Origin of the sequence: Parabacteroides faecis, assembly GCF_014647375.1 — a bacterium.
In the GTDB taxonomy this organism is placed as follows: Bacteria; Bacteroidota; Bacteroidia; order Bacteroidales; family Tannerellaceae; genus Parabacteroides; species Parabacteroides faecis.
Genome location: NZ_BMPB01000001.1, coordinates 454,355 through 479,355, shown reverse-complemented (window position 1 = coordinate 479,355; position 25,001 = coordinate 454,355). Strand labels below are relative to the sequence as shown.

Annotated in this window: 16 protein-coding genes; 13 read left to right on the top strand and 3 right to left on the bottom strand. The window is 46.9% G+C overall.

What is annotated here, in order from left to right:
- Positions 1-2 precede the first annotated feature (2 nt).
- The 3 genes from IEY67_RS01530 to IEY67_RS01520 all read left to right on the top strand — a co-directional run bounded on the left by IEY67_RS01530 (position 3) and on the right by IEY67_RS01520 (position 3,591).
- Positions 3-1,418, top strand: coding sequence for a replicative DNA helicase (locus IEY67_RS01530; RefSeq protein ID WP_183670269.1), 1,416 nt, complete (start codon positions 3-5; stop codon positions 1,416-1,418).
- Positions 1,419-1,428: 10 nt separating this feature from the next.
- Positions 1,429-2,976 (top strand): CHC2 zinc finger domain-containing protein, encoded by a 1,548-nt coding sequence (locus IEY67_RS01525; protein WP_229800931.1) that lies wholly within the window; start codon positions 1,429-1,431, stop codon positions 2,974-2,976.
- Positions 2,977-3,141: 165 nt separating this feature from the next.
- Positions 3,142-3,591 (top strand): HU family DNA-binding protein, encoded by a 450-nt coding sequence (locus IEY67_RS01520; RefSeq protein ID WP_122353631.1) that lies wholly within the window; start codon positions 3,142-3,144, stop codon positions 3,589-3,591.
- A 15-nt stretch (positions 3,592-3,606) separates the two neighbouring features.
- On the opposite strand, the gene IEY67_RS01515 is transcribed toward IEY67_RS01520, so the two are convergent.
- The gene (locus IEY67_RS01515; RefSeq protein ID WP_122353630.1) at positions 3,607-3,858 is read right to left on the bottom strand and encodes a DUF4248 domain-containing protein; all 252 of its coding nucleotides are present in this window, start codon (positions 3,856-3,858) and stop codon (positions 3,607-3,609) included.
- 103 nt (positions 3,859-3,961) lie between these two features.
- On the opposite strand from IEY67_RS01515, the gene IEY67_RS01510 reads away from it, so the two are divergent.
- Both IEY67_RS01510 and IEY67_RS01505 read left to right on the top strand, forming a co-directional pair.
- Complete coding sequence (locus IEY67_RS01510; protein WP_122353629.1) at positions 3,962-4,411, top strand: glucosaminidase domain-containing protein; 450 nt, start codon at positions 3,962-3,964, stop codon at positions 4,409-4,411.
- A gap of 534 nt (positions 4,412-4,945) precedes the next feature.
- Positions 4,946-6,772, top strand: coding sequence for a C10 family peptidase (locus tag IEY67_RS01505; RefSeq protein ID WP_183670271.1), 1,827 nt, complete (start codon positions 4,946-4,948; stop codon positions 6,770-6,772).
- A gap of 184 nt (positions 6,773-6,956) precedes the next feature.
- On the opposite strand, the gene IEY67_RS01500 is transcribed toward IEY67_RS01505, so the two are convergent.
- Entirely contained in the window at positions 6,957-8,396 is a 1,440-nt protein-coding gene (locus IEY67_RS01500) for an arylsulfatase (RefSeq protein WP_183670273.1), read from the bottom strand.
- A 125-nt stretch (positions 8,397-8,521) separates the two neighbouring features.
- On the opposite strand from IEY67_RS01500, the gene mutS reads away from it, so the two are divergent.
- Positions 8,522-11,143, top strand: coding sequence for a DNA mismatch repair protein MutS (mutS, locus tag IEY67_RS01495; protein ID WP_221267779.1), 2,622 nt, complete (start codon positions 8,522-8,524; stop codon positions 11,141-11,143).
- Between the two features lie 729 nt (positions 11,144-11,872).
- Here the strand turns inward: mutS and IEY67_RS01490 are convergent.
- Positions 11,873-12,097 (bottom strand): helix-turn-helix domain-containing protein, encoded by a 225-nt coding sequence (locus tag IEY67_RS01490; RefSeq protein WP_122374741.1) that lies wholly within the window; start codon positions 12,095-12,097, stop codon positions 11,873-11,875.
- 271 nt (positions 12,098-12,368) lie between these two features.
- Here IEY67_RS01490 and IEY67_RS01485 point away from each other — a divergent pair, with 271 nt between their 5' ends.
- From IEY67_RS01485 to IEY67_RS01455, 7 genes are all read left to right on the top strand, one after another.
- The gene (locus IEY67_RS01485; RefSeq protein WP_221267776.1) at positions 12,369-12,911 is read left to right on the top strand and encodes an RNA polymerase sigma factor; all 543 of its coding nucleotides are present in this window, start codon (positions 12,369-12,371) and stop codon (positions 12,909-12,911) included.
- A gap of 64 nt (positions 12,912-12,975) precedes the next feature.
- Positions 12,976-13,956: a FecR family protein gene (locus IEY67_RS01480; RefSeq protein ID WP_183670275.1), complete on the top strand. Its 981-nt coding sequence runs from the start codon at positions 12,976-12,978 to the stop codon at positions 13,954-13,956.
- Between the two features lie 192 nt (positions 13,957-14,148).
- Positions 14,149-17,520 carry a TonB-dependent receptor gene (locus IEY67_RS01475; RefSeq protein WP_183670277.1) on the top strand — a complete coding sequence of 1,124 codons (3,372 nt, stop codon included), beginning with the start codon at positions 14,149-14,151 and terminating at the stop codon, positions 17,518-17,520.
- A 19-nt stretch (positions 17,521-17,539) separates the two neighbouring features.
- Positions 17,540-19,249: a RagB/SusD family nutrient uptake outer membrane protein gene (locus IEY67_RS01470; protein WP_183670279.1), complete on the top strand. Its 1,710-nt coding sequence runs from the start codon at positions 17,540-17,542 to the stop codon at positions 19,247-19,249.
- 59 nt (positions 19,250-19,308) lie between these two features.
- Positions 19,309-21,459: a TIM-barrel domain-containing protein gene (locus tag IEY67_RS01465; protein ID WP_183670281.1), complete on the top strand. Its 2,151-nt coding sequence runs from the start codon at positions 19,309-19,311 to the stop codon at positions 21,457-21,459.
- A gap of 198 nt (positions 21,460-21,657) precedes the next feature.
- Positions 21,658-23,634: a glycoside hydrolase family 97 protein gene (locus IEY67_RS01460; RefSeq protein ID WP_183670283.1), complete on the top strand. Its 1,977-nt coding sequence runs from the start codon at positions 21,658-21,660 to the stop codon at positions 23,632-23,634.
- 131 nt (positions 23,635-23,765) lie between these two features.
- Positions 23,766-25,001: a glycoside hydrolase family protein gene (locus IEY67_RS01455; protein WP_183670285.1), complete on the top strand. Its 1,236-nt coding sequence runs from the start codon at positions 23,766-23,768 to the stop codon at positions 24,999-25,001.

The window sequence follows — 25,001 nt, the reverse complement described above, 5'->3', positions numbered from 1 at the left end:
ATATGAAAAACGAAACAAAACAAACAGCTGGACAGCCTTCAGCGATCAGCGTTGCATCCGGTAACAGTCAGGCACCGGTTTCCGAAGAGATGGAACTTGCCGTTATCTTGTCGGTCGTGGCACAGAGTACCTCTATCTGCGAAGTGGGCGAACGGCTTCGTCCGGAGATGTTCAGCCATCCCGATTACTGCCTGGTGTACCGGGCGATGCTGGCGCTTTACCAGCATGAAGCGGATATCGACATGCTGAGCATCGAACGGGAGATGAGGCGTCTCGACCCCGAGCATGCCGCGCGGCTGAACGGGTTGGGCTTCATCGCCGACCGGATGCTGAAGGTACGCAACGCCAGTTTTATCCGTACCTATGCCGCCTGGGTGATCCGTTGCTGGGTGTTGCGGCAGGCCATCCTGAAAATGACGGTACGTATCGGCGAGGCACAGCGTGCGGATGCCGATGTTGTGGGGTTGCTGGGGGCGACGCACAAGGATCTGGAGAAGCTGGAGGAGGAGTTTGTTACGCACGGTACGACCCGTACGGCGGCTGAAGTGAGCCAGCGGGTGCTGGGCGAGATTTACGAGGAACAGGAACGCCGCCGGGCAGGCGAGGAGTTGCAGGTCAGTACCGGTGTCGATGAGTTCGACCGCCATCTGGGAGGGCTTTTCAAAGGCGAGATGCTCGTGCTGGCCGGACGCCCTTCGATGGGGAAGACGGCACTGGCGCTCCATATGACCCTGGCAGCGGCACGGCAGGGGAAGAAGGTGGCCTTTTTCAGCCTCGAGATGACCGAACGCCAGCTGGTCGGCCGTATCCTTTGTACCCTGAGCGGGGTGGAGCCGGACAAGCTGCGGTTCAAACTGCTCGACGACGACGACCGGCGGCGTCTCGACCGGGCGGCGGAGGAGCTGCGGAAGTTGCCGATCTTCCTCATTTACTGTAGCGGCAGCAGCCTCGAAGAGATCCGGGCGCGGTGCATACTGCTGCAACGCAAGTACGGACTCGACATGATGGTGCTCGATTACCTGAACCTGCTGAATGTCACTTCCGGCCGTGCCGACGTGAAAGACACGATGGACCTGGCCCTGGGGGAGGCGGCAGGCAAGGTAAAGTCGCTCTCCCTTGAATTTAATATTGTCACGGCGGTGCTGGCGCAGTTGAACCGTAACTGCGAGACGCGTCCCAGCCATATCCCGGTCATGAGCGACCTGCGTAACTCGGGCGAGATCGAACAGATAGCCGACAGCATCGCGATGGTCTACCGCCCCGAGCAGTACAACGAGCTTTACGATGACGTGACGCACGAATCCTACTACCGTGTAGGCCGCCTCTTCGTCATCAAAAACCGCAACGGCGCTACCGGCGAAGTACGCTTCCGCTACAACGACAGCCTTACGCAGATTTATCCGTACAAGAAAAAGTGAAACCAAATATGTGTCGATTCCTATGAATGATATAAAACAACTGAAGGCTGCCAATCCGATCGAGGTCGTGGCGGCGCGTTATGGGACGCTGCATCGTTCCGGAGCCAATTATAAGATGCTTTGTCCTTTTCATGACGATCATCATCCTTCGCTCGGCATCCATGTGGGCGGACAGTATTTCAAATGCCATGCCTGCGGGGCGGGAGGCGATGTGATCGGGCTGGTGATGGGACTGGAGCATTGCTCCTTTGCCGAGGCAGTGGCGAAACTCGGCGGAAAGGAAGAGAAACTGGCCGTATCACGGTCGGCTCCTGTTTCCGACGTTTCCACCGGGTCCGTTTCCGGAACGCCGCCTGCTCCTTCCCCGGAGGCCGTTGCCGCCTCTGCTCGTGAAAGGGCACGGCGTATCGGTGCGAACAACGGTTTCCTGGCTTCGCTGCTACCCTGTGCATCGGGGCATACGGAACTGTCGGGCACCTGGCTCGACTTCGGGGTGGGACAGGCGACGGCTTTCGTTCCGGATGACTATCGTTACCTGCGCGGGCGTATTGTTTTCCCCGTCTATAATGCGGAAGGCGAACTGACGGGTTTCGGCGGACGTCGGCAGGTGGGGACTGACGCAAACCTTCCGGCTGCCGCCGACGATCCGAAATATGTGAACAGCCCCAACAGCCTCCTGTTCGACAAGAGCCGGATGCTGTACGGCATCCACCGGGCTTCGGAGGCGATCCGCCGGAAAGGATTTGCCTACCTTACCGAAGGCTATAAGGATGCGCTGGCCATGCATGCGGCAGGTTTTACCAATACGGTGGCGTTGGGAGGGACGGCTTTCACGTCCGGGCAGGCAAAAGAATTGCAGCGTTTTTGCAATCGTGCGGTGCTCTTGCTCGACAATGATCCTGCCGGACAGGCTGCTACTGTCCGTCTGCTGGAAGAATCGCCCGGAGGGCTTTCCCTGGGCAGCCTGCGCCTGGTGTCGGCCAAAGATCCGGATGAGCTTTTCCGCCGCCTGGGACGTGAGGATTTTATCTGTTATATGGAATTGCTGACGGAAATGGCCGGGGCCGGAGAATGCCGCCTGCTGGCTTTCTGCCTGAAGCATCCGGCAGTGGCTCCGCATGTGGAACGGATGCTTGAAGAGGACGATCTGGTATTTACGGGGGAGACGTATCGTAATCTGTTGCGTTTCGTGTCGCTCCGCCAGCCGTTAGCGGTATTGCCGTCCCGCGAACGGATGTTGGCGGAGATACTTTCGGGACAGCTTCCGGACTTGCCGTTGCCGCCCGGTGTGCCCGCTTCGATGTTGAGTGAGCCGGAAGAAACGATCTGTCCGGACCTGGCCGACTATTTCCGCCTGGAATATTACGAAGAACGCCTGTTGTCCGACACTTCCCGCCTGACGGAGCAGTTGAAAACAGCCCCCGCCGAAACAGTCGGCAAAACCGAATCCGCCTCCCGCACCGCCCTGTTGGCAACACTCTCCTCCCATATCTCCCAACTGGTCCGCCTCACCGAAAGCCTCGCACGGACACCGGTGATCGAGGAGAGGTGGCTGTAAAAACAACCGAATACCGACAAAATACCGACAAAATACCGACAAATGCGGACAACCGGGGACTGTGGCGGACATCGGCGGACCCGGCGGTTGCGGGCGGAGGTATCTTTACGATGTAATATTACAGGAGAGAATAAACAGATTCAGTAACTTTTAATTCGTAAAATTATGTCAGTAAAGTATCGATTGGTATTGAGGAAGGATATGACTAAAGGAGCGGCAGCCGATGCAAAGCTCTTCTATGCGGCCAGCAGTTCGAACGGGATGTGCGACACGGCTACCCTTTGTGATATCATTGCCGACCGTTCGGCAGCTACCCCGGGCGACGTGAAGCTGGTGCTCGACGGGGTGTTGTTTGTGGTGAAACAGAAACTGCTCGACGGGCAGACCATACAGTTGGGGGAACTGGGTTATTTCATGGCCGTGCTGGGAAGCAAAGGCTCGTCCATGAAAAAGGATTTTAAACCGGAGATGGTCAGGCGGCCCCGTGTTGTCTTCCGGCCCGGAAAGGCCTTGCTCGAGCTGGCGAAGACGAAGCTCAAGGTTGAGCGCATGATGCTCGATAAGAACGAGGACGAGAAGGAAGAGGGCGGTGGCGACCGTCCTGAGATCGAGTAGCAAAGCCGGTAGTTTTCAGCTACCGGGAGGCCCCAGATGACGGAAGATACAGGTTGCCTGCTTCGGTGTCAGCAGTTTACGGCCCGGTTTCCAGCCGTAGGCGGTCAGTTGGGTTACCAGTTCCTTGCTGAACATGATCCAGCGGCGGAGCTGCCGGGCAGCACTCTCGGGTTTGATGTTCGGGAAATAGAGGATCGCCAGTTCCTGGTAACCCCACGCATGTTCATTCTCCGGAATGTATTGGTCTGCCTGTTCTTCTGTTATCATGACTTATCGTATCAGGGATGATTATCTACTCCAAATGTAGTAAATAATTCTTTGATATTCAAGTGTTTTGTATGTTTTATTCACCGTCGTAAGATAATTTTCCATGACAAAATATGAATTTGTAAAACGTTTCCTGCCGGAGGCGCAGGCGGCTGAGAAGTTGTTCCGTATCAATGCGGTGGTTATGCTGGCTCAGGCAGCTATCGAGTCGGGTTGGGGCGAGAGCAACCTGGCGCGGCTGCATCATAACTTGTTCGGAATTACCGGCTACGGCCCGTCCAACGAATTTTGGCATGGCTGCCGGGTGGCATTGAAACCCGAGGGGTTACCTTTTCGCAAATATGCCGGTACGCAGAACAGCTTCTTCGACTATGCCCGGCTGATCACGAGCGCTTACCCGGCTGCGGCCGCAGTCAGTTACGATCCCGCTGCTTTTGCGCATGAAATAGCGTACAGCAAATATATCAGTGAAAAGAATGGCGATAACCGTACCGTCTACTGCCGGTTGCTGGCGCGTCTGGCTGTGGCGATCGGTAAACTTATTCCGGTGTGATTCTGAATGTATAATCTTATAAACAACGATTTTATGAAAACGATTCGTGTCATTTGCAATTTTCTCCTCTCCCTGGTCCACGCTCTTTTCCCGCGCGGGCTGAAAGAGAGGCACAGCTGCCCAGGCAATCCCGTGGCTGGCGCTGATAGCACTGCTGTCGCTCCTGCTGAAACAAACGGAAGCCGCTCTGGCCGCCATCGGGGCGATCCTGTCGCTCCTTCGTCCCCCGAACCCTCCGGACCCTCCGTTCGGTCCCCGACTGCCGGTAACCTGCTCGGCTGGCTGCTGATCGGTGCGGCGGCGGTGAAACTGTTCTGCTGAAAGGGCCGGATTGAAACAGGTACATTGCAGTCCCCGAAGGTATTTAATTATCTTTGGGGACTTATAGATGTATTTTTTCAGCCCCTTTTCAACCATCTTCCCATTTGCTTTGTTATTGAATGACAATGTAATTACAGGTAAAAAACGCTAATAAAAACCTCTAACCTGGCCTTTGATAGATAAGCTAAATTTAAACTAAAAAAATTACAAGTAATGAGAAGATGTACTCTTGTTTTCCTCGCCGCCTTGTTGACGATGTCGATAAGTGCCGCCCCTGTCGATGTAGAACAGGCACGGAGCGTTGCGCTCAGTTTTTTGAAAAGCAATCATCTGCAGACCCGGTCTTCTGCTCCGGAACTGGCATTGGTCTGGTCGGATGCCGGGGCCGCCACCCGTTCGGGCAACCCTTCGCAGGATGCTACCTTTTATGTATTCAGCCAGACCGATGGTAACGGCTTTGTGGTCGTTGCCGGCGACGATCTGGCTTATCCTATTTTAGGATACGGCATGCAACAGACTTTCTGGAAAGACTCTATGCCGGTGAATGTGCGCTCCTGGTTCGACGGCTACCGGCGTCAGATCGACTGGATGCGTGAGAATAAGTCGATGGCAGCCAAAGAGGTGACGGCTGCCTGGAGCCGGTTGAGGCAAGGTAATATGCAGTTGAAGTCCGGAGGCGTGCAGCTGACCACCGTGCTGTGGGACCAGATGACGCCTTACAACGATCTCTGCCCGATCGTGGATAACCAGCGTACGCCGACCGGCTGTGTGGCTACCTCGACAGCCATTGCCATGCAATATCATAAATGGCCGGACGTAGGGACAGGAAGCCATTCCTATACCTCCCAGACATATAATTTGTCGTTATCCGCCACGTTCGATACGCCTTACCAGTGGGATAATATGCCGTCCACTTATACGGTGGGCCAGTATACCAGCGCACAGGCTCAAAACGTTGCCACCCTGATGTACGACTGCGGTGTTTTCTCTGAAATGAATTATGCGCCGGGTAACAGCGGTGCCCTGACATTGACTGCCGCCCGGGGGCTTGTCAATTATATGAAATACGACAAATCCCTCCATGTCCTGCAACGCGATAATTATCAGAAAGACGAATGGGAAGCCATTATCAAAGGCGAACTTGACGACAACCGCCCTGTTGTCTATGGCGGCGAGAACGACCAGAAAGAAGGCCATCAGTTTATCATCGACGGCTATAATGATGCCGACTATTATCACGTGAACTGGGGTTGGAGCGGACTGGCGAACGGCTATTACCTCTTATCCGTCCTCGAACCCGAAGTGCAGGGGACCGGCGGGAACAGCGGAGGCGGTTTCTCGCTCGGACAGGATGCCATCATCAGCATGAGAAAACCGGTGGAAGGTTCCGCCTATCAGGACATGCTGGTATTTTTCTATGGTGAAAACGAAGGTACTGTCTTTGCCGGCCTGACTGCGACGACGGATGATTTTGAGCAGAACCAGCTTTTCGCTATCCAGTACGGTTATGTTGGTAATATGAGTATCCGTACGTTCTCGGGTAACCTGGTCGTTGCTCTTGTGGACAAGGACGGGAATACGAAAGAATTTATCTCCGGCGAAGAACCTGTCACCATCGAGATCGAACGCGGAGTAGCGCAGGAAGTGCCTTGTACGATCACTCAGACGATCGCTCCCGGCGACCGTATCCGCCTGCTTTACAAAAGCAGCGACGGCAGCGAATGGCAGTGGGTGAGAGGCAACAGCAATACGACCGGCGAGATCGTCGTGGCTGCCGACCCTTCTACTTCGACGGAGGATATAACCGCCGGAACCGGCGTTACTGTTTCTTATGATGCGGCGGGAACGGTTCAGGTAACTGCTCCTGTGGCTATTAAAGAGGTCGTTCTATACGATATGAACGGCCGCCTGATGAAAAGGCAACCGGCGGCAGGCAATACGCAGTTATCGCTTTCCTACGACAGCTATCCGGCCGGTATTTATGTGCTGGAGGTTGTGACTGCCGAAGGGAGAAGTAATCATAAGCTGATAAGGAAATAACCGGATTTTTTTGTAGATAACCATTTCGTCTGCTCCGACGAAATGGTTATTATTTGTTTGGTTCATTGACTGATTAGGATAGTTTCTTCGTATCTTTTTAATACTTTCTGCGACAGGAAAATCTTCAGATTTAAAGCTTCTTTACCTATCTCGATCATATCGTTGAAGCCAACGATATGATCCTTTATTTCTTCAGCAGCGGCCAGTTCGGGTCTTCGATATGTTCACGGACCATGATCTCTTTCAGTTCGGCCACTTTATCCGGATATTTGTCCAGGATATTATGTTTTTCCGAAGGATCGGCTGCCAGGTTATACAGTTCATAATACGGTTTGTCGCCGCGGATATTCATATGGACCAGTTTCCACGGGCCTTGGCGGACAGCCTGGCGGCCATTCATTTCCTGAAATTCGAAATACAGGAATTCATGCTCCTTCTGTCCTTTGCGGTTTTGCAACAGCGGCAACATACTTACGCCGTCCATCTCTTTCTGTTTCGCCTTCGGATGGATGATCTCTTCGAACGTAGGCAATACATCCCAGAATGAACACATGAAGTTCGTTTCCGTTCCCGGCTGTATATGTCCCGGCCATGAAATGATCATCGGTACACGGATACCGCCTTCGTATAAGTCGCGTTTGTAACCCCGGTATATGCCGTTGCTGTTGAAGAAATCAGGATCGGCACCCCCTTCCATATGCGGGCCGTTGTCGCTGGCAAAAATGATGATCGTATTGTTGTATAGACCTTTATCTTTCAGTTTCTGGATAATCTGTCCGACATATACATCCAGGCGGTAGATCATGGCAGCAAACGTGGCATGCGGATAAAGCTGCGTGCAGTAACCGCCTTTACGGAAAGCCGGATTTCCCGGTTCCGTTCCCTTGTATGCTTTTTCCGGATACATACCCCGGAATTTCTTGATGATGCTGTCTTCCGGAACGATCAGTTCGGCGTGCGGTAAGATGGTCGGATACCACATGAAGAAAGGTTCGTCTTCCTTGATATTATCCAGGTAATCGAGTGCTTTGGAGTGGATCAGGTCTTGTGAGTAAGTACCTGTCCCGTATTGAACGTCCACTACGTTGTCTTTCAGTTCCACCCGTTGGTCATTATCCCATAGATGGTCGGGGTAATAACTGTGGGCCAGCAGCTGGCAGTTATATCCGAAGAATGTCTCACATCCCTGATTCCTGGGGTCGCCGGAAGTACCGATGTAACCTAATCCCCATTTACCGAATGCCGAAGTCTTATATCCTGCGTCCTGCATGACATGGAAAATGGTCCGTGCATCTTCCGGTAATGGAAATTGCCCTTCCGGATCTAATTCCTTGTTTCCACGGATGGGAGTATGGCCGCTGTGTGTACCTGTCAGCAGGCAGGAGCGGGAAGGGGCACTGACGGTGGTTCCCGAATAGCACTGGGTGAAACGCATGCCGTTTTGGGCCAGTTGGTCGATGTTGGGAGTTTCGAATTTTTCCTGTCCGTAGCAACTCAGGTCGCCGTATCCCAGGTCATCCGCCAGGATGAATACCACATTCGGTTTTTTGTCTTTGTTTTTCTGTGCATGCACAAAAGGAACGGCTGCAATCAGGCCGGAAGCGAGTAAAATAGTTTTTTTCATGATTCTAAGATGTTTCTTGTCAGACATGTCGGCAAAGTTATATTTTTTTTTATTGTACCTTTGTACGGTCTAACTAAAATGATAAAAAATTATATCCCGTGGCTAAGATAGTTGAAACCCCATTGATGAAGCAGTATTTCGATATTAAGGCGAAACATCCGGATGCTGTCCTTTTATTCCGTGTAGGAGACTTTTACGAAATGTATGGCGAAGATGCCGTGGTCGGAGCCGAAATACTGGGAATCGTACAGACTAAAAAAGCCAACGGACCGGGACAATTTATCGAAATGGCGGGTTTCCCGCATCATGCGCTCGATACCTATCTGCCGAAACTGGTCCGTGCCGGTAAACGTGTTGCAATCTGCGATCAGCTGGAAGACCCGAAGATGACCAAGAAACTGGTGAAACGAGGGGTTACGGAGTTGGTTACCCCGGGAGTTTCTATCAATGACAATATTCTGAACCATAAGGAAAACAACTTCCTTGCTGCCGTTCATTTCGCTAAAGATGTTTGCGGCGTCGCTTTCCTGGATATTTCGACCGGTGAGTTCCTGACAGCCGAGGGAACGATCGATTATATCGACAAACTGCTTAATAATTTCTCTCCGAAAGAGGTACTTGTCGAGCGTAACAACCGTAAGAAATTCGAGGAAGTGTTCGGTCCCCGTTTCTTCACTTTCGAGATGGAGGACTGGGTATTTTCCGCCGATGCTGCCAACGACCGCCTGCTGAAACATTTCGAGACGAAGAACCTGAAAGGCTTCGGGGTGGAACATCTGAAACTGGGGGTTGTCGCTTCGGGAGCGATCCTTTATTATCTGGATCAGACACAACATACGCATATTTCGCATATTACAGCGCTTTCACGTATCGAGGAAGACCGTTATGTGCGTCTCGATAAATTTACGGTACGCAGCCTGGAACTGGTCGGTACGATGAACGATGAGGGAACCAGCCTGCTGGATGTGATAGACAAGACGGTTTCCCCGATGGGATCGCGTATGTTGCGCCGCTGGGTGCTGTTCCCCCTGAAAGATGTCAAACCGATCCGGGACCGTCAGAATGTGGTGGATTATTTCTTCCGTCATCCGGAGGTAAAGGATATACTGGATGAACAGATCGAGCAGATCGGCGACCTGGAACGTATTATTTCGAAAGTGGCTGTAGGCCGCGTTTCCCCTCGTGAAGTGGTGCAGCTGAAAGTCGCTCTCCGGGCGATCGAACCGATCAAAGAGGCTTGTATGGCAAGTGATGAGCCGAGCCTTTCCCGTATCGGCGAACAGTTGAATGCTTGTACCGAGATACGCGACCGGATAGAAAAGGAGATCAATAACGATCCGCCGTCTTTGCTGAATAAAGGCGGTGTCATAGCCAAAGGGGTCAATGCGGAGCTGGATGAGTTGCGTGCCATTGCTTATTCCGGCAAGGATTACCTGATTCAGGTACAACAGCGGGAAAGTGAAAAGACCGGCATCCCGAGCCTGAAGATTGCCTTTAACAACGTATTCGGTTATTATATCGAAGTGCGTAATGCGCATAAGGACAAAGTACCTGCCGAATGGATACGCAAGCAGACATTGGTGAATGCCGAACGTTATATTACAGAAGAACTGAAAGAGTACGAAGAAAAGATATTGGGCGCTGAGGAAAAGATATTATCCCTCGAAGGCCGCCTGTTTACCGAGCTGGTGACTTGTCTGGCGGAGTTTATACCCCCTATTCAGGTGGATGCGAATCTGATCGGTCGTCTGGATTGCCTGTTGTCGTTTGCCAAAGTGGCGGAAAGTAATCGGTATATCCGTCCGAACGTGGATGATTCGGATGTGATCGATATAAAGTCGGGCCGTCATCCGGTGATCGAGAAACAGCTGCCGCTCGGCGAGGCCTATATTGCCAACGATGTCTATCTGGATAGCGAACAGCAACAGATCATCATTATCACTGGTCCGAATATGGCGGGTAAGTCGGCGTTGCTGCGTCAGACGGCATTGATCACGCTGATGGCACAGATCGGTTGTTTCGTCCCTGCCGAGTCTGCCCGTATCGGTATGGTAGATAAGATATTTACTCGTGTGGGGGCTTCCGATAATATCTCTGTCGGTGAGTCTACCTTTATGGTGGAGATGAACGAGGCGTCGAATATCCTGAACAATATGTCTTCACGCAGCCTGGTTCTTTTCGATGAGCTGGGACGGGGAACAAGTACCTACGACGGTATCTCGATAGCCTGGGCGATCGTTGAGTATATCCATGAGCATCCGGATGCCCGTGCCAAGACGCTTTTTGCCACTCATTACCATGAACTGAACGAGATGGAACGTTCTTTCAAACGGATAAAGAATTATAATGTCTCGGTGAAAGAGGTCTCCAATAAGGTGATCTTCCTGCGTAAGTTGATTCCCGGTGGTAGCGAGCATAGTTTCGGTATCCATGTGGCGAAAATGGCGGGTATGCCTAAAAGTATCGTGAAACGTTCCAGTGAAATCCTGAAACAACTGGAAACGGATAATCGGCAGGAGAGTATCGATTGCAAAGAGAAAGCAAAAGGCAAAGGTAAGGTAAAAGCGAAGCCGGTCAGGGAAATTGCTTCTGCTGCCGAAGGTTATCAACTCAGCTTCTTCCAACTGGACGATCCTGTTTTAAGCCAGGTTCGCGATGAGATCAAGAATCTCGATGTCAACAACCTTACTCCGATCGAAGCCCTTAACAAATTAAGTGAGATACGGAAGATCATTACAGGGAAATAAGGGAGATTCAGGTATAACGAAGTAGTACCATAGTGGTTACATACTGATTTTATTACAAAATATTGCTTGAGTCAAATTGTCAAAATGCTACTTTAAGTAGTTCCTGAAGAGGCTGTATGAACCAGGGGACAGTTGTGACTATTTTTACGCAAACGTAGCAAAGTCCCATATTGTCATATTAGATGCAACAGCATGGTCGATCATTCCAAATTGCACCCAAAAAACAGATAATACGGAGTTTTTTTCTTTGATAAAAGATATTATTGAGAATTATGTCGCTGCTATCGTGGCTCTGGTTTGAGAGCTTCCAGAGCAAGAAATAGCTATAAAACATAGAATTTGAGGATAAAAAAAGAACCAAACAGAGACATATTAACGTATATTTACACTGTTTTTGGTTTAAAATAAACCTTCATTCCGTTTAAAACAAAAAAATATTCGTTTTAAACGAAGTGGAAATTTGTTTAAGACAAACTGGAAGTAGGAAGTAAGATGTTTAAATTGTTAATTATTGTGATAATAAGATTCCTGGAAGTTACCTTTCGGCAGATTGTTGAGTTGTCAGATTAAGATATTGTCTTACATATTGAAACCTAAAATTTGTTTTTTAAATCATTATGTCTTCAGATAATAATCACATTGTTAATTCATCTTATTCTTCTTTCAGTTAGCTTTGAAAGATAAGTTATAAAGACAACCTGGAGACTGAAATGTGATGTTTGAAAAGAATTAAAAAGGCTTGTCTGGAAAAAAATAGCTAAAACTGCATTCGAATACTTTCGCTATTTCATTCAAATGATTTATATTATATTTTGCCCTTTTGTGGGGGCTTTCACAATCACGGATAAAACCTTGGCTAAGGTTAATGTTATCAGCAAATTCTCTTTGTGACATTCCTTTCTCAATTCGTAGTTGTTTTACTCTCTGTATTACAAAGTCTTCTATTTCCGTCATCTTCTTTTTTTGTTAAAGAAAGATTTCTTTTAGAGAATAGCTGAGCGTATATGTATTCTTATTATCTTTGTGCGTATAAAAACGAAGGTTCTTCTTTGGGAATTTTATTGAATAAATAATATATGTTAATATAATAAATAGAATTCAAATATAAATGTTTATTTTGTGAATGGGAAACGACTATTGTGTAATTCTAATTCCGATAAGTATGCATAAAGTAAGAAAAGAAATAGTATTGCCTTTACATGTTAAATATTTAATCTAGTATATATTGAATGCCTCTATAACAGATGAAAAACTGATTGCTGCAATCGGAAAAGATGATTACAGTAGTTACAATAAGCTGTTTGTCCGTTACTACAGCCGCCTGTGCTGTTATGCGTACCGTCTGTTGGAGGATAAAGAGGATGCCGAAGATGTTGTGCAGGAGCTGTTTCTTACGCTTTGGAATAACCGAAAGAAGATTGTGGTCGGGGAGAATGTTTCCGGCTACTTGTATAAGATGGCGAGAAATCTGGCACTGAACCATATCCGTACGCAAACAAATTACAGAACACTTTTGGAAAATCGGGAAGAACAGCTTCCCTATTATGAGGAAAATCCGCTCGAGTCTGAAGAATTCCGCATGGCTCTTTACGATTGTATCAACCTGCTGCCCGGCAGGTGTAAAGAGGTATTACTCCTCCACCGTGTAAAAGGACTGAAACAGAAAGAGATTGCCGACCAGTTATCCATCTCTGTCAAGACAATTAAAAATCAGATATGGGTATCCCTTCAGAGACTGAAAAAGTGTCTGGAAGTAAAGGGTGCATAATTTTTTTTAGGTCCGTATAGGACCTTTGTTGTTTTGTGGTGTCTTACTTATAAAAGGAATATTTATGGAGAGAAAAGGACTCATAAGCGATCATATAGTAGACTACCTGCTCAGTGGTGGGAAAGAGATCACCGACCCGGTGCTGCAGGAATGGCTGGACCGGAATGAGTCGAATCGGCAGGAACTGGACCGGTATCGTAGGATCTGGGAGGAATCCGGACATTATATGGATATCGGCCTGTTCGATACGGATCGCGCCTGGGAGAAGATCGATACGGTCAACCGGCAGAAGAATATCTTCCGGAAACGTATGAATAATATGTATTATACTTTATCGGGTATCGCAGCATCTGTCTTATTAATGGTCGTCCTTTCCTTGAGTGGAGTGTTTGAAGAGGAACAGGATATCTCGGTCAGTCTGACGGCTGATTACGGGAACCGTTCGGAAATAGCCTTACCCGACGGCTCGATCGTTAAGTTGAATTCGGGGTCAGATATTACCTATGTATATAATTCGAAAAAGAAAGTCCGGGAGGTCCGTTTCCAGGGAGAAGGATTCTTTGACGTATCGAAAAGTAAAACCCCGTTCGTCGTGAAAATGGCAAACGGAGTGGAGGTAAGGGTGTTGGGTACGACCTTTAATCTGAAAGCTTATGCTGACGATCCGACCGTACAGGCATCTTTGGTGGAAGGGCATATCGAACTGGGAGATCACACTAACAAACTGAATATGAAGGCCGGCGAAATGGTGGAATTCGACAAACGGACCAACAAGCTGAAACAGCTGGATGGTGATTTGTCTCATGCCTACGGATGGTTGAATAATAAGCTCTATATGGATAATATGTCGTTAGGGGATGTCTGTAAATATCTCGAAAGATGGTATAATGTCAATATCACTATTCAGAAGAATCTGGGAGAAAAAATACATTACAATGGCGTTATCCAGGAAGAAACTATAACGGAAGTACTGGAGGCTTTGTCCCATTTAAGTAATATTGCCTATCACGTGAAGGGAAAAAATATAAGTATAACCTCTAAATAATTTGCCTATGAAGAAACTATCATAAAACACAAAAACGGGAAATGCAGCAACACTTCCCGTCCTATTTTTTGATCATTAATACACAGTGTGTCCAGCACTATTGTTAACTAACAATCAAATTACAAATATATGAATTTTTTTAATTTGTCAAGACCGGAATCGTCTCCGGCCCTTAAAAAGGTATACGCTATTATGAGATTGACAACATTAGCTTTAATTGCTTTCTCGCTCAATATCTCGGCTACCGTTTATTCCCAAAAGACGAAGTTGTCGTTGGACGTAAGCAATCAGTCCATCAAGGAAATCCTTTTCCTGATAGAGAACCAGTCCGAGTTCCGGTTTATTTATGAGAGTGGAAAAATCAACCTGGATAAGAAAGTTTCTGTCCGCGAGAAAGACCAGAGTGTCGAAACGATCCTGAACCGTCTGTTTGCAAAGGAAGGGATCAAGTATGAGATCACAGAGAATAACCTGATCCTGATCAACCCGGCGGAAAAGAGTGATGGTCCGGGAATACCGGTTGTGGCACAGGGAAAGAAAGTTACTATCACAGGTGTGGTTATGGATGCTAATGGAGAACCGGTTATCGGTGCCAACGTGGTGGAAAAAGGTACTACGAACGGAACGATCACAGATGTTGATGGTAAATATACTTTGGATAATGTTTCCGGTAAAAGTCTTTTGGTTTCTTATATCGGTTATATCAGTCAGGAAGTGACTGTACGCGATGGTTCTCCTGTTAATGTGAAGCTGTTGGAAGACACCCAGAAACTTGAAGAAGTGGTGGTTGTTGGATATGGTATCCAGAAAAAAGTGAACCTTACCGGATCAGTTTCTTCTGTCAGCGCAGAAGAGATACAGGATACACCGGCTTCTAGTTTGTCGAATGCACTTGTCGGTAAAATAGCCGGTGTATTGCTGACACAATCCGGAGGTAAACCTGGAGCCAGTTCCGATATGACGGTTCGTGCAAAAGGTACCTGGAATGATACGGAACCGTTGTATGTAATAGACGGTATCATACGTGATAAATTTGCTTTTGATGGTTTGGATGCCAGTGAAGTAGAGAATTTGTCTGTTTTGAAGGACGGTGCTTCGGCTGCTATTTACGGGGCACGTGCAGCTAACGGGGTTGTTTTAGTTACGACTAAGAAAGGGAAAATGGGAAAACCGGTCATTTCCTATACAGGTTCTATCGGTTTGTCGGATGCTACTAAAATACCGGAGACACAGAATGCTTATAACCAGGCTCTTTTTATAAACCACAACCGCGATGTGGAAAATGTGGATCCAACAGATTTGAGTTATTATACGGATGATGAATTAGAATATTTCAGGAAAAATAACTATAACTGGTTGGATGAAGCATGGAAACAGCCGTTGGTTACCAGACATTCGCTGAATGTAAGCGGAGGTAACGAACGTGTTCGTTATTTTATAGGTGGTAACTATTATTATGAAACCGGATCTTTTGATAATCTTAGTTTCAAAAAATATAATCTGAGAAGTAACATCGAAGCAAATATTACTAAGGATTTGGTTGCTACATTAAACCTGAATATGGATATAAGGAATGATCATAAACCTTATTGGAGATATGATAATGACAATGATACGATGAATGACTTGTATAAAGCCCTGTTGTTCCGTACCGGACAGGTTCCTCCTTATGTCAATGGCTTGCCGACAGGCAGTTTTGTAGAATGGCATCCGTTGGAGATATTAGGCGATAATACAGGTTATAACAGAAAGAAATATTCTAACTATGAAGCGAATATTTCGTTGCAATATAATGTGCCGTTTGTAAAAGGACTGAGTTTGAAACTATTGTTCAACAAGTATAACAGACATACTTTTATCAAACAGTTTAACCGTCCTTATTCGTTGTATGAGTTTAAAATGACCGGCGGCCATAACCATATTGTAACAGATGTAGTTGATTTTGTTAAGGTGAGAAATGACGGTGATTATCTGGAAGAAAAATATGATACGAAGGATAGTTACCAGTTGAATGGTTATATCACTTATGCCAATAAATTCGGAAAACATGATGTAGGAGCACTATTTGTTTATGAGCAGACGGAAGGAACTGTAGATTGGTTTAACGGAAGAAGAAATTATTTCATCTCATCTGCTGTAGATCAGCTGTTTGCAGGTAGTTCGGATTCAAAGAATTCGACAGTTGACGGAAAGGGAGAAGAAACGGGACGTATCTCTTACATCGGTCGTTTGAATTATGGTTACGATGATAAATATTTGGTGGAGGCTTCCTTCCGTTACGACGGATCGGTGAACTTCGCACCTAAGAATCGCTGGGGGTTCTTCCCTTCTGCTTCATTGGCATGGAGAGTTTCGGAAGAGAAATTCTTTAAAGAAAATGTACGGTTTATGAATTACCTGAAACTGAGAACCTCCATCGGCCTTCTGGGGAATGACCGTATCGTGTTGAAAGACAAGAATGCTGTTAGCGGATGGCAATGGATGCAGCGTTATAATCTGGTGGACGGTGCTTATTTCGGTTCATTGAGCAGTGGTGTTGCTGCCGATGTAATTCCGAATGTGGATATTACCTGGGAAAAGTCTTTGACGTATAACTTTGGTCTTGATGCTACTTTCCTGAATAATAAGCTTTCACTAAACGTAGATGCATTTTACAGACATACATATGACATTCTCGGCGATCGTGCCGCCAGTGTCCCGGCTACTTTCGGGGCAAAAATGCCGTCTGAAAACTATGCGGTCATCGATGCAAGAGGTTTTGAAGTGGAATTGGGATATAATGACAAGATCGGTGATGATTTCAAATATTATGTAAAGGGAAATCTGGGATATGCTGTTAATGAGGTGATTACGAAAGATGAGGCAGAAAATCTTCGTTCCTATAAGTCGGAAATTGGTTATAGTACGGACCGAAAAATGGGATATATCGCAACAGGAATTCTTCGTACACAGGCGGATCTGGATGCACTGCCGGAGGGCTATACCATTTTCGGACAAAAACCGGAACTGGGTATGCTGAATTATCGGGATTTACGTGGCGCCAATAGTGACGAACCCGACGGCGTGATCGATGATAACGATAAAGACTGGATTATTAATCACACGACTCCTCCTTTGAATTATGGTATTTCTTTGGGGGGCTCATGGAAAGGGATCTCTCTGGATATTTTCCTGCAGGGTGTTGCCGGTAATGATATTATGATCGATATGAGAGGTGCGCAGGCACGGCCGCAGGAAACGAATTTCGACTTCTGGACTGACCACTGGACTCCGGAGAATGTGAATGCTGCTTTTCCGCGTGCATCCCGTAATGCGGCAGGTGAAGAATCGACGTTTTGGGTACGTGACGGCTCTTTCATGCGTTTGAAAAATGTGAATCTGGCGTATGCTTTACCTAAATCTGTTTTGACCAAATTAGGTGTTGCCCAGCTGAAGTTCTTCCTGACAGGCAACAACTTATGTCTGCTGCAAAATAAAATGAAATATTATGATCCTGAAAATTCAAGCATCAGGGCATATCCTCTAATGAGAAGTTATTCTTTCGGTGTGAACCTTAGTTTCTAATTTAATAATGCACAATAGTATGAATGTAAAATATTTCTTATTCGGCTCATTATTAACAGTGAGTATGGGATGTTCAGATATCCTTGATAAAAAAGATTTGTCTGCCGTTACGGACGACCAGGTGTGGGGTGATGCTAAGTATGCGACTGCTTATCTGAACCGGTTATATGAAAGGAATCTGCCCAAATGGGATGGAGAAGCAGATGGAGATGCTGATGCCGCTATCCCCTATTTTTCAGCTTATTCGGATGAGTCAGAAGGAGGGGATGCTTATCTGTATGGTCAGTTGACGACTGCATCTGTGGATTATTGGTACTATGGCTGTATCCGTAATATCAACTTGTTATTTGAGAAACTGGAAGATAATCCGGCTATAGATGCTGAGACTTGTACCAGCCTGAAAGCACAGGCCTCTATTTTGCGTGCCTGGCGCTATTTCGGTATGGTACGCGTTTACGGTGGTATGCCGATGATCCTCAGACCACAGAAACTGACGGATGATCTGTTGGTGACTCGTAATAAAACCTCCGAATGTATAGATATTATCCTGCAGGATCTGGATTATGCTTATGAAAATTTACCTTGGAGCTGGACTGGTGATGATCTCGGCAGGGCTACTAAGGCTGCTGCACTTGCATTCAAAGGACGTGTGTTGTTGTATTATGCAAGTCCGCAGTTTAATCCGGATAATCATACCGATCGTTGGGAAACTGCCTATAAGGTGAATAAACAAGCAAAAGAAGAACTGGAAGCAAATGGCTATGGCCTATACCCCAGTTACGAGAATTTGTGGTATGATGAAATGAACAAAGAAGTCGTTTGGGGACGCAGATACCAGGAACCGGGTGCTGTAAATTATTGGAATGCATCTACACGTCCAATTTCTGAGGCACAGAATCATGCGGGAGCAAATCATCCGACATTGGAAATGGTTGAGTCTTATCCGATGGTTACAGGAGTACCTATTTCAGAATCGAAGGACTATGATCCTGTTCTATATTGGAAAAACCGTGATCCGCGGTTTAAAACAACAGTTGCATATAATAGTTGTACATGGGAATTAAGCGGTAAAAGCGGAAGAAAGCAGTGGACTTACGTTGGTGCTGAATTAAATATGCCAACTGCAACAGGATTTTATTGCAGAAAGGCTGTCGATCCGTCTTACACACCCTATTATACGGAACGAAGCAGTACGGACTGGATCGAAATCCGTTATGCTGAAGTGTTGTTGAACTATGCAGAATGTGCAGCTATGTTAGGCAGAACAGATGAAGCTTACGCTGTTTTGAAAGCGATCAGAGAAAGGGCAGGAATACTTGCCGGAAATAATGGAATGTATGGTTTGAAGGAGGGGATGACATCGGATCAGATGATTGATGCAATCATGCTTGAAAGAAAGATCGAGCTGGCTTTTGAAGGAAAACGTTATTGGGATTTGCGACGCAGACGTATGTTTGCTTCGGAATTGAATGGTAAAGTTCGTCACGGCGTTCAGCCAAAACTGAATATTCCTGAAGAAGAATTCAATAAAATAAAGGATACGGTTGACTTTGAGAATGATTATGGCACTTACTTCAGAGACTCATTGGTTGTTCTGGATAAGAAGTTTACAATCGATTTTAAAGATAACTATTATTTTTATGCCATACCGAACAAATATCTGGAAACTAATTCCAAGATGGAGCAGACACAAGGATGGAGCGGCGGAACATTCAATCCGTTAGATTGATTTTAATAATTATGGAGGCGGGGACGGCGTTCCTGCCTTCTTATCAAATATGTAGTATAATGAGAAGATACCTGACACTAATTTGTGTACTTGGTTTTCTAAGTGCATGTAATCATTCTACAGAGAAAAAGACTGGAGTAGAATGGCAAGAAAAAGCGGCTGGAGTATGGAATATTTCTGTCGGGACGCCTGAGAAGGTTAATTTATTGAGTGAATTACACATAACTCCGAAGTTGGATGCTATCCGAAAGATGGGAGATGTTTCACTGCCGGTATCTGAAGAGGATATCAGTTTTGAGCAGATCGACGGAAAGACCTATATCCGTTTTCCGCTGGAGAAAGGGGAAAAGATATTTGGTTTAGGATTGAATTTTAAAACGGTAGAACAGAGAGGGCGTATCATGCGTTTACATGTGGACCATTATGGTGGTAAGGACGATGGCCGTACGCATGCACCTGTTCCTTTCTTTGTCTCTTCCCGGGGGTATGGTGCATTAATCAACTCAGCCCGTTATATAGATGTATGGGTGGGTACTTCCGTGCGTAAAGACAGTAAAAATCCTCCGGTTGTGAGAGACCGGAATAGTGATAAGAATTGGGAAGCTCAGCCTTATTCGGATAATCTGGAGTTTCTGGTACCGTCAGATGGTGTTGAAGTCATTCTTTTCGGCGGACCGACGATGTTAGATGTGGTACGCCGTTTTAACCTCTATAACGGGGGAGGAACATTGCCGCCCCGATGGGGATTAGGATTCTGGCATCGCGTACCTTCCTTATTTTCTGATAAGGATGTGAATGATGAAGTTGCCGAATTTGAAAAGCGTGGTTTTCCTCTGAGTGTGATTGGCCTTGAACCTGGCTGGATGAGCCGTTCATATCCTTGTACCTATGAATGGGATCCGGGACGTTTCCCAGACCCGGAAGGCTTTGTGAATGGATTGAATGATAAGAATATCAAAACAAATGTCTGGATAAACCCATATGTATCTCCTGATGGAGAACTGTATGATAAAATAGAACCCTATACCGGCTCCCATACTGTCTGGTGTGGTATCGTTCCCGATTATTCAATGCCGGAAGCAAAAAAGATCATGACGGAACATTTTGAAAAGCACCAGCTGGATAAAGGTGTTAGCGGATATAAGATGGATGAAAACGATGGCTTCGATTCTTGGCTTTGGCCTGATGTTGCAACCTTCCCATCCGGACATCCAGCCGAACAAATGCGTCAGATTTACGGTTCCCTGATGCAGGATATAACCACGCAAATGTATCATAAACGGAATGAGCGAACATACGGACTGGTTCGTGCCGGTAATGCAGGAACGTCTTCTTATCCGTATGTAATTTATAATGACTATTATAATCATAAAGATTTTATTACAGCATTGATTAATAGTTCGTTTATCGGAGTTTTGTGGACTCCTGAGGTGCGTGCTTCTAAGACTTCAGAAGAGTGGTTGCGTCGTATGCAGACGGTTTGTTTTTCTCCTTTGGCAATGCTGAATGCCTGGGCAGACGGAACAAAGCCCTGGTCGTTCTCGGATGTGACGGATGAGGTGAATGAGATTGCAAAATTACGTATGCAACTGATTCCTTACCTCTATACGGCTTTTGCCGATTATGCTTTTGAAGGAATACCTCCTGTTCGTGCCATGAATCTGGAAGAAGGTTATCAGGCGGATGCCCAAACAGAAAAAGGGGTGTTGGATGCGACAGCCAATCCGTATGCGATGGCTGTAAGGAAAGAGGTGAAGGACCAGTTTATGGTGGGTCCGAACCTGCTTGTCGCCCCTCTGTTTGCAGGTGAGAAAGAACGTCAGGTGATCCTGCCGCAAGGTAAATGGTATGATTTCTATACAGGAGAGTTTGCTGGAGAAGGAGAGGTGATAACAGTTTCTCCCGGGTTGTCAAAAATTCCAGTATATGTGAAAGATGGAGGTATTATTCCTCTATGGCCGGTCGTGACAAAGGTGAAGGATGAAAAACTGCCGCTGGAAGTACGTCATTATGGCAAAGCAGCTTCTTCTTATAATTTGTATGATGATGACGGGAAAAGTTTTGACTATGAGAAAGGAGACTTCTCCCGTATCGTTCTGAAAGTGGATGTAGATGCGGATGGAAATAAAACGGGAAGAGCTGTCATTCCTGAAGGGGCTAAAGTCTGGTCATTCAGTGATTATAATTTCCGCTTTATGACTGTCAAGTGAGTATCGACAACTGCTAATAGTCTGTCGGTGACCAGAGCTGCAAATTATAAAACATCTATATCCGGGATTAGGGCGGTAGTGAAACAGATCTCCCTAATCCCGGATTTTGCAAAATAATACTCGTATTTTATAAAAGTCTCAACCGGATTGTTTCCTATTTTTACCATTTCAAAGTTTGGAACCCTAATATAACTTGAGATGAATAATCATGTATCGAAAATTTTAGTGATAGCATTGCTTTTACTGAGTGTTGATCAGCTCGTAAAAGGGAAGGATGCAGAGGGGGTTGATGCCATGTCTGGTGCTACCCCGGTAAAGTTGAAAGTAGAGGCGAATGCCGATAAGCAATTGGTGCTGGATGTCTCTTATGAGGAAAATCCAGTTATCCGGGAAGCCCCTTTGGGGCTGAATATCGACCACCGTCAGCTGGGGAAAGACGTTCAGCTGCTTAACAAGGAAAAAAAGGAAAATAATACGCTTGTCTATGAGTTACAGCAAGCCGACGGAAGCCGTTTTTATATGGATATCCGAATATTTCAGGACGGTATCGCCTTGCGTTACCGTGTTCCGGCAGAGGGACCAGTCTGTATTTACGGAGAGGAAACATCATTTATTTTTCCGTCACAGACGAAAGTCTGGTATGCCAGCGGCCCTTTCCAATATGGCTGGTTACAAGAGTACCAGGAGCGGGAGACCGACCGTATAGAAGGTGAACTACTGGCTCCGCCTGCCACTTTCCATCTGCCGAATGGGATTTATGCAGCGATCACGGAAGCGAATCTGTTCAATTATCATGGAGCCGTACTATTTGGAACAGCTCCGAACACGGTACAATTCGGTTATGTAGAGAATAAAGGGCATATGGAAACGGGGATAATAACCGGCCTTCCACCTGCAAAATACTGGCATGAAGCTGTACGTAATGTACCGTGGACCATCTCTCCGAAAGGGCAAAGCGGGGAAATCGTAACTCCCTGGCGCGTTCTTATGCTGGCAAAAGATCTGAATGGTCTGGTGAACAACCGGATTATCGCTCAGGTATCCGACCAACCGGATAAAACGCTTTTCCCTGACGGGGCGAAGACCGACTGGATCAAACCGGGCAGAGCGACCTTTACCTGGTTGGTGGAAGGCAATGATCGGCTGAGTGTTGCCAATCATAAAAAATATGTGGACGGATGTGCCGAACTGGGTATCGAGTCTGTTGTGGTAGACGACGGCTGGGAGTTGTGGCAGCAAACGGAAAAAGAGGCAAACGGACGAACCAAGTGGGAGATGTTGAAAGACCTGGTAGATTATGCCAAAGCAAAGAATGTAGATATCTGGGTATGGCGTTCTTCGTCTCCCCGGTTTGGAAATAAATCCGATGTGGGTCTGGTAGATGCGGAAGAGCGTGCCGATTTTATGAAGAAGTGTGCGGAAGTAGGAGTGAAAGGTCTGAAAATAGACTTCTTCCATACGGAGAATGTCTTTACGGTCAATCTGATGGAAGATATTCTGAAAGCTGCAGCCAAAGAAAAATTAATGGTCATCTTTCACGGCGTGAATAAACCGACAGGTGATTCGTATACCTATCCGAACTTACTGGCGAAAGAAGCAGTAAGAGGACTGGAGTGTGTAGGCGGAGAGAATAGCTGGGCTCCGGGTCCGCCCTGGCCTTATCATAATACGGTATTGCCGTTTACCCGTTGGCTGGTAGGTCCGGCTGACTATACACCTTTGAATTTCCGTGGTTTTTGTCATCCGTCCGTAACTTTTGGCCATCAACTGTCATCGATCTATATGTTCACTTCTCCGATGTTGATCTTTGCGGCAGACATGGAAGATATGCTGTCGTGCCCCGGTAGATCGTTCATAGAAAGTGTCCCGGTGACCTGGGATGAGACAATCGTGTTGCCGGAAAGCGAGATCGGGCAACTGGCTGCTTTAGCACGGAGAAAGGGAGATGTCTGGTATCTGACCGTTCTCAACGGAGAGACCGCCAGGACGTTTGATGCAAAGCTGGATTTCTTGCCAAAAGGTAAATATCATATGGAAATAGCCTCGGATACTCCCGGTAACCGGAAACAGATCGGGGTAAAGAAGAGTAAAATACGTTCCGGACAGCGAATAAAGGAAGAACTAATGTCGGGAGGAGGTTTTGTGGCACGCATATCCGTAAACGGTAAGCAATAATTATCCACGTAATAGGCAATTATTTGCTATTTCCGGGAGGAAGATGAAGACCTATTTTTGTATTAAATATCATGCAGATATTACCCCTGGGTACAGCCAGTCTGGTTAATAGAATTTGCAGAAATTGTCAGATGAAGAAAGAAAGTTTGTTCATTATAGCACTGACCGGGTTGCTACTGGGTGGCGGTTGCCGGTCTTTATCTCCGGAGGAGAACTGTCGGTATCAGTCGGAGGCGGTAGGTCTACGGATCATATCGGCTGATAGTTCCCGGGTGACCGGGCATTCCTGCTTTCAGGTGGACGGGCATTTTGTCTGGGGGGCATCACCTATTCAGGGGGAAGACGGTAAATACTATCTTGTTTTTACCGGGTTTGAGGCGGGTACTTATAAGTTTTCCGATGCCTGGGTATTGGGTTCAAAACTGGGACTTGCCGTATCCGACAGGCCCGACGGCGGTTTCCGTTTTCTCGGGTTCTTCCTGAATCCGGACGGATATGCCCCCGATACCTCATCATGGGATGCCCAGACAGTCCATAACCCGCATATACGGCGGTTCAACGGTAAATATTATCTGTATTATATCGGAGGAACTGATCCTGCAGGACAGGTTCCCATACGATGTTCTTCCGGTGAGCTCGACCGGCGTAGCCGTATCCAGCAGTGGCTGAAAATCGGGGTAATAGAGTTCGAGTCGTTCGATCGCCTGTTGAAAGGAGACTATACTCATTTCGACCGGCCTTTATTGACACCCCGAACCCGGGTGAAACAGGATGCTATCGTAGACCCTTCCCCCGAGGGAACGAAACCGTTGCCGGATAATATTATCGTAGTGAATCCTTCGGTCGTTTATCGTCCTTCCGATCAGAAATATCTGCTTTATTTCAAAGGGAATATCTATGACCCTACCTGGAGAGGTGTGCACGGAGTGGCTATTGGCGATTCGCCGGTGGGGCCGTTCGTCCCCCTCGACCGGGAGATATTTACCGTAGAGACGACAGGTGGCGAGAAGTTATCTGCCGAAGATCCTTATGTCTGGTATAATCAGACCGACAAACTCTTTTATGCCATATTCAAGGACTTTACCGGGAAGTTCACGAAAGGAGAGCCTTCTCTGGCCCTGATGTATTCGAAAGACGGTATCGACTGGTTACAGCCTGAGCACTCCCGGTTCCTCAAAAAAGAGTTGATACTGGACTCCGGCGATACTATTCGGGTAGACCGTCTGGAACGTCCGCAACTATTGTTGGATGACAAGGGGAATCCTTTGATATTATATGCTGCCTGTGCAGTTGTCGATGTCAATCCACGTACGGACGGAGGATGTTTTAATGTACAGATCCCGCTGAAACGAATGACAGGGAAATAA

Bases quoted from the DNA above. Each gene is read 5' to 3' on its own strand.
- IEY67_RS01530 (WP_183670269.1), top strand. From the start codon at position 3: ATGAAAAACGAAACAAAACAAACAGCTGGACAGCCTTCAGCGATCAGC.
- IEY67_RS01520 (WP_122353631.1), top strand. From the start codon at position 3,142: ATGTCAGTAAAGTATCGATTGGTATTGAGGAAGGATATGACTAAAGGA.
- IEY67_RS01515 (WP_122353630.1), bottom strand. From the start codon at position 3,858: ATGATAACAGAAGAACAGGCAGACCAATACATTCCGGAGAATGAACAT.
- IEY67_RS01510 (WP_122353629.1), top strand. From the start codon at position 3,962: ATGACAAAATATGAATTTGTAAAACGTTTCCTGCCGGAGGCGCAGGCG.
- IEY67_RS01505 (WP_183670271.1), top strand. From the start codon at position 4,946: ATGAGAAGATGTACTCTTGTTTTCCTCGCCGCCTTGTTGACGATGTCG.
- IEY67_RS01500 (WP_183670273.1), bottom strand. From the start codon at position 8,396: ATGAAAAAAACTATTTTACTCGCTTCCGGCCTGATTGCAGCCGTTCCT.
- mutS (WP_221267779.1), top strand. From the start codon at position 8,522: ATGAAGCAGTATTTCGATATTAAGGCGAAACATCCGGATGCTGTCCTT.
- IEY67_RS01490 (WP_122374741.1), bottom strand. From the start codon at position 12,097: ATGACGGAAATAGAAGACTTTGTAATACAGAGAGTAAAACAACTACGA.
- IEY67_RS01480 (WP_183670275.1), top strand. From the start codon at position 12,976: ATGGAGAGAAAAGGACTCATAAGCGATCATATAGTAGACTACCTGCTC.
- IEY67_RS01475 (WP_183670277.1), top strand. From the start codon at position 14,149: ATGAGATTGACAACATTAGCTTTAATTGCTTTCTCGCTCAATATCTCG.
- IEY67_RS01470 (WP_183670279.1), top strand. From the start codon at position 17,540: ATGAATGTAAAATATTTCTTATTCGGCTCATTATTAACAGTGAGTATG.
- IEY67_RS01465 (WP_183670281.1), top strand. From the start codon at position 19,309: ATGAGAAGATACCTGACACTAATTTGTGTACTTGGTTTTCTAAGTGCA.
- IEY67_RS01460 (WP_183670283.1), top strand. From the start codon at position 21,658: ATGAATAATCATGTATCGAAAATTTTAGTGATAGCATTGCTTTTACTG.
- IEY67_RS01455 (WP_183670285.1), top strand. From the start codon at position 23,766: ATGAAGAAAGAAAGTTTGTTCATTATAGCACTGACCGGGTTGCTACTG.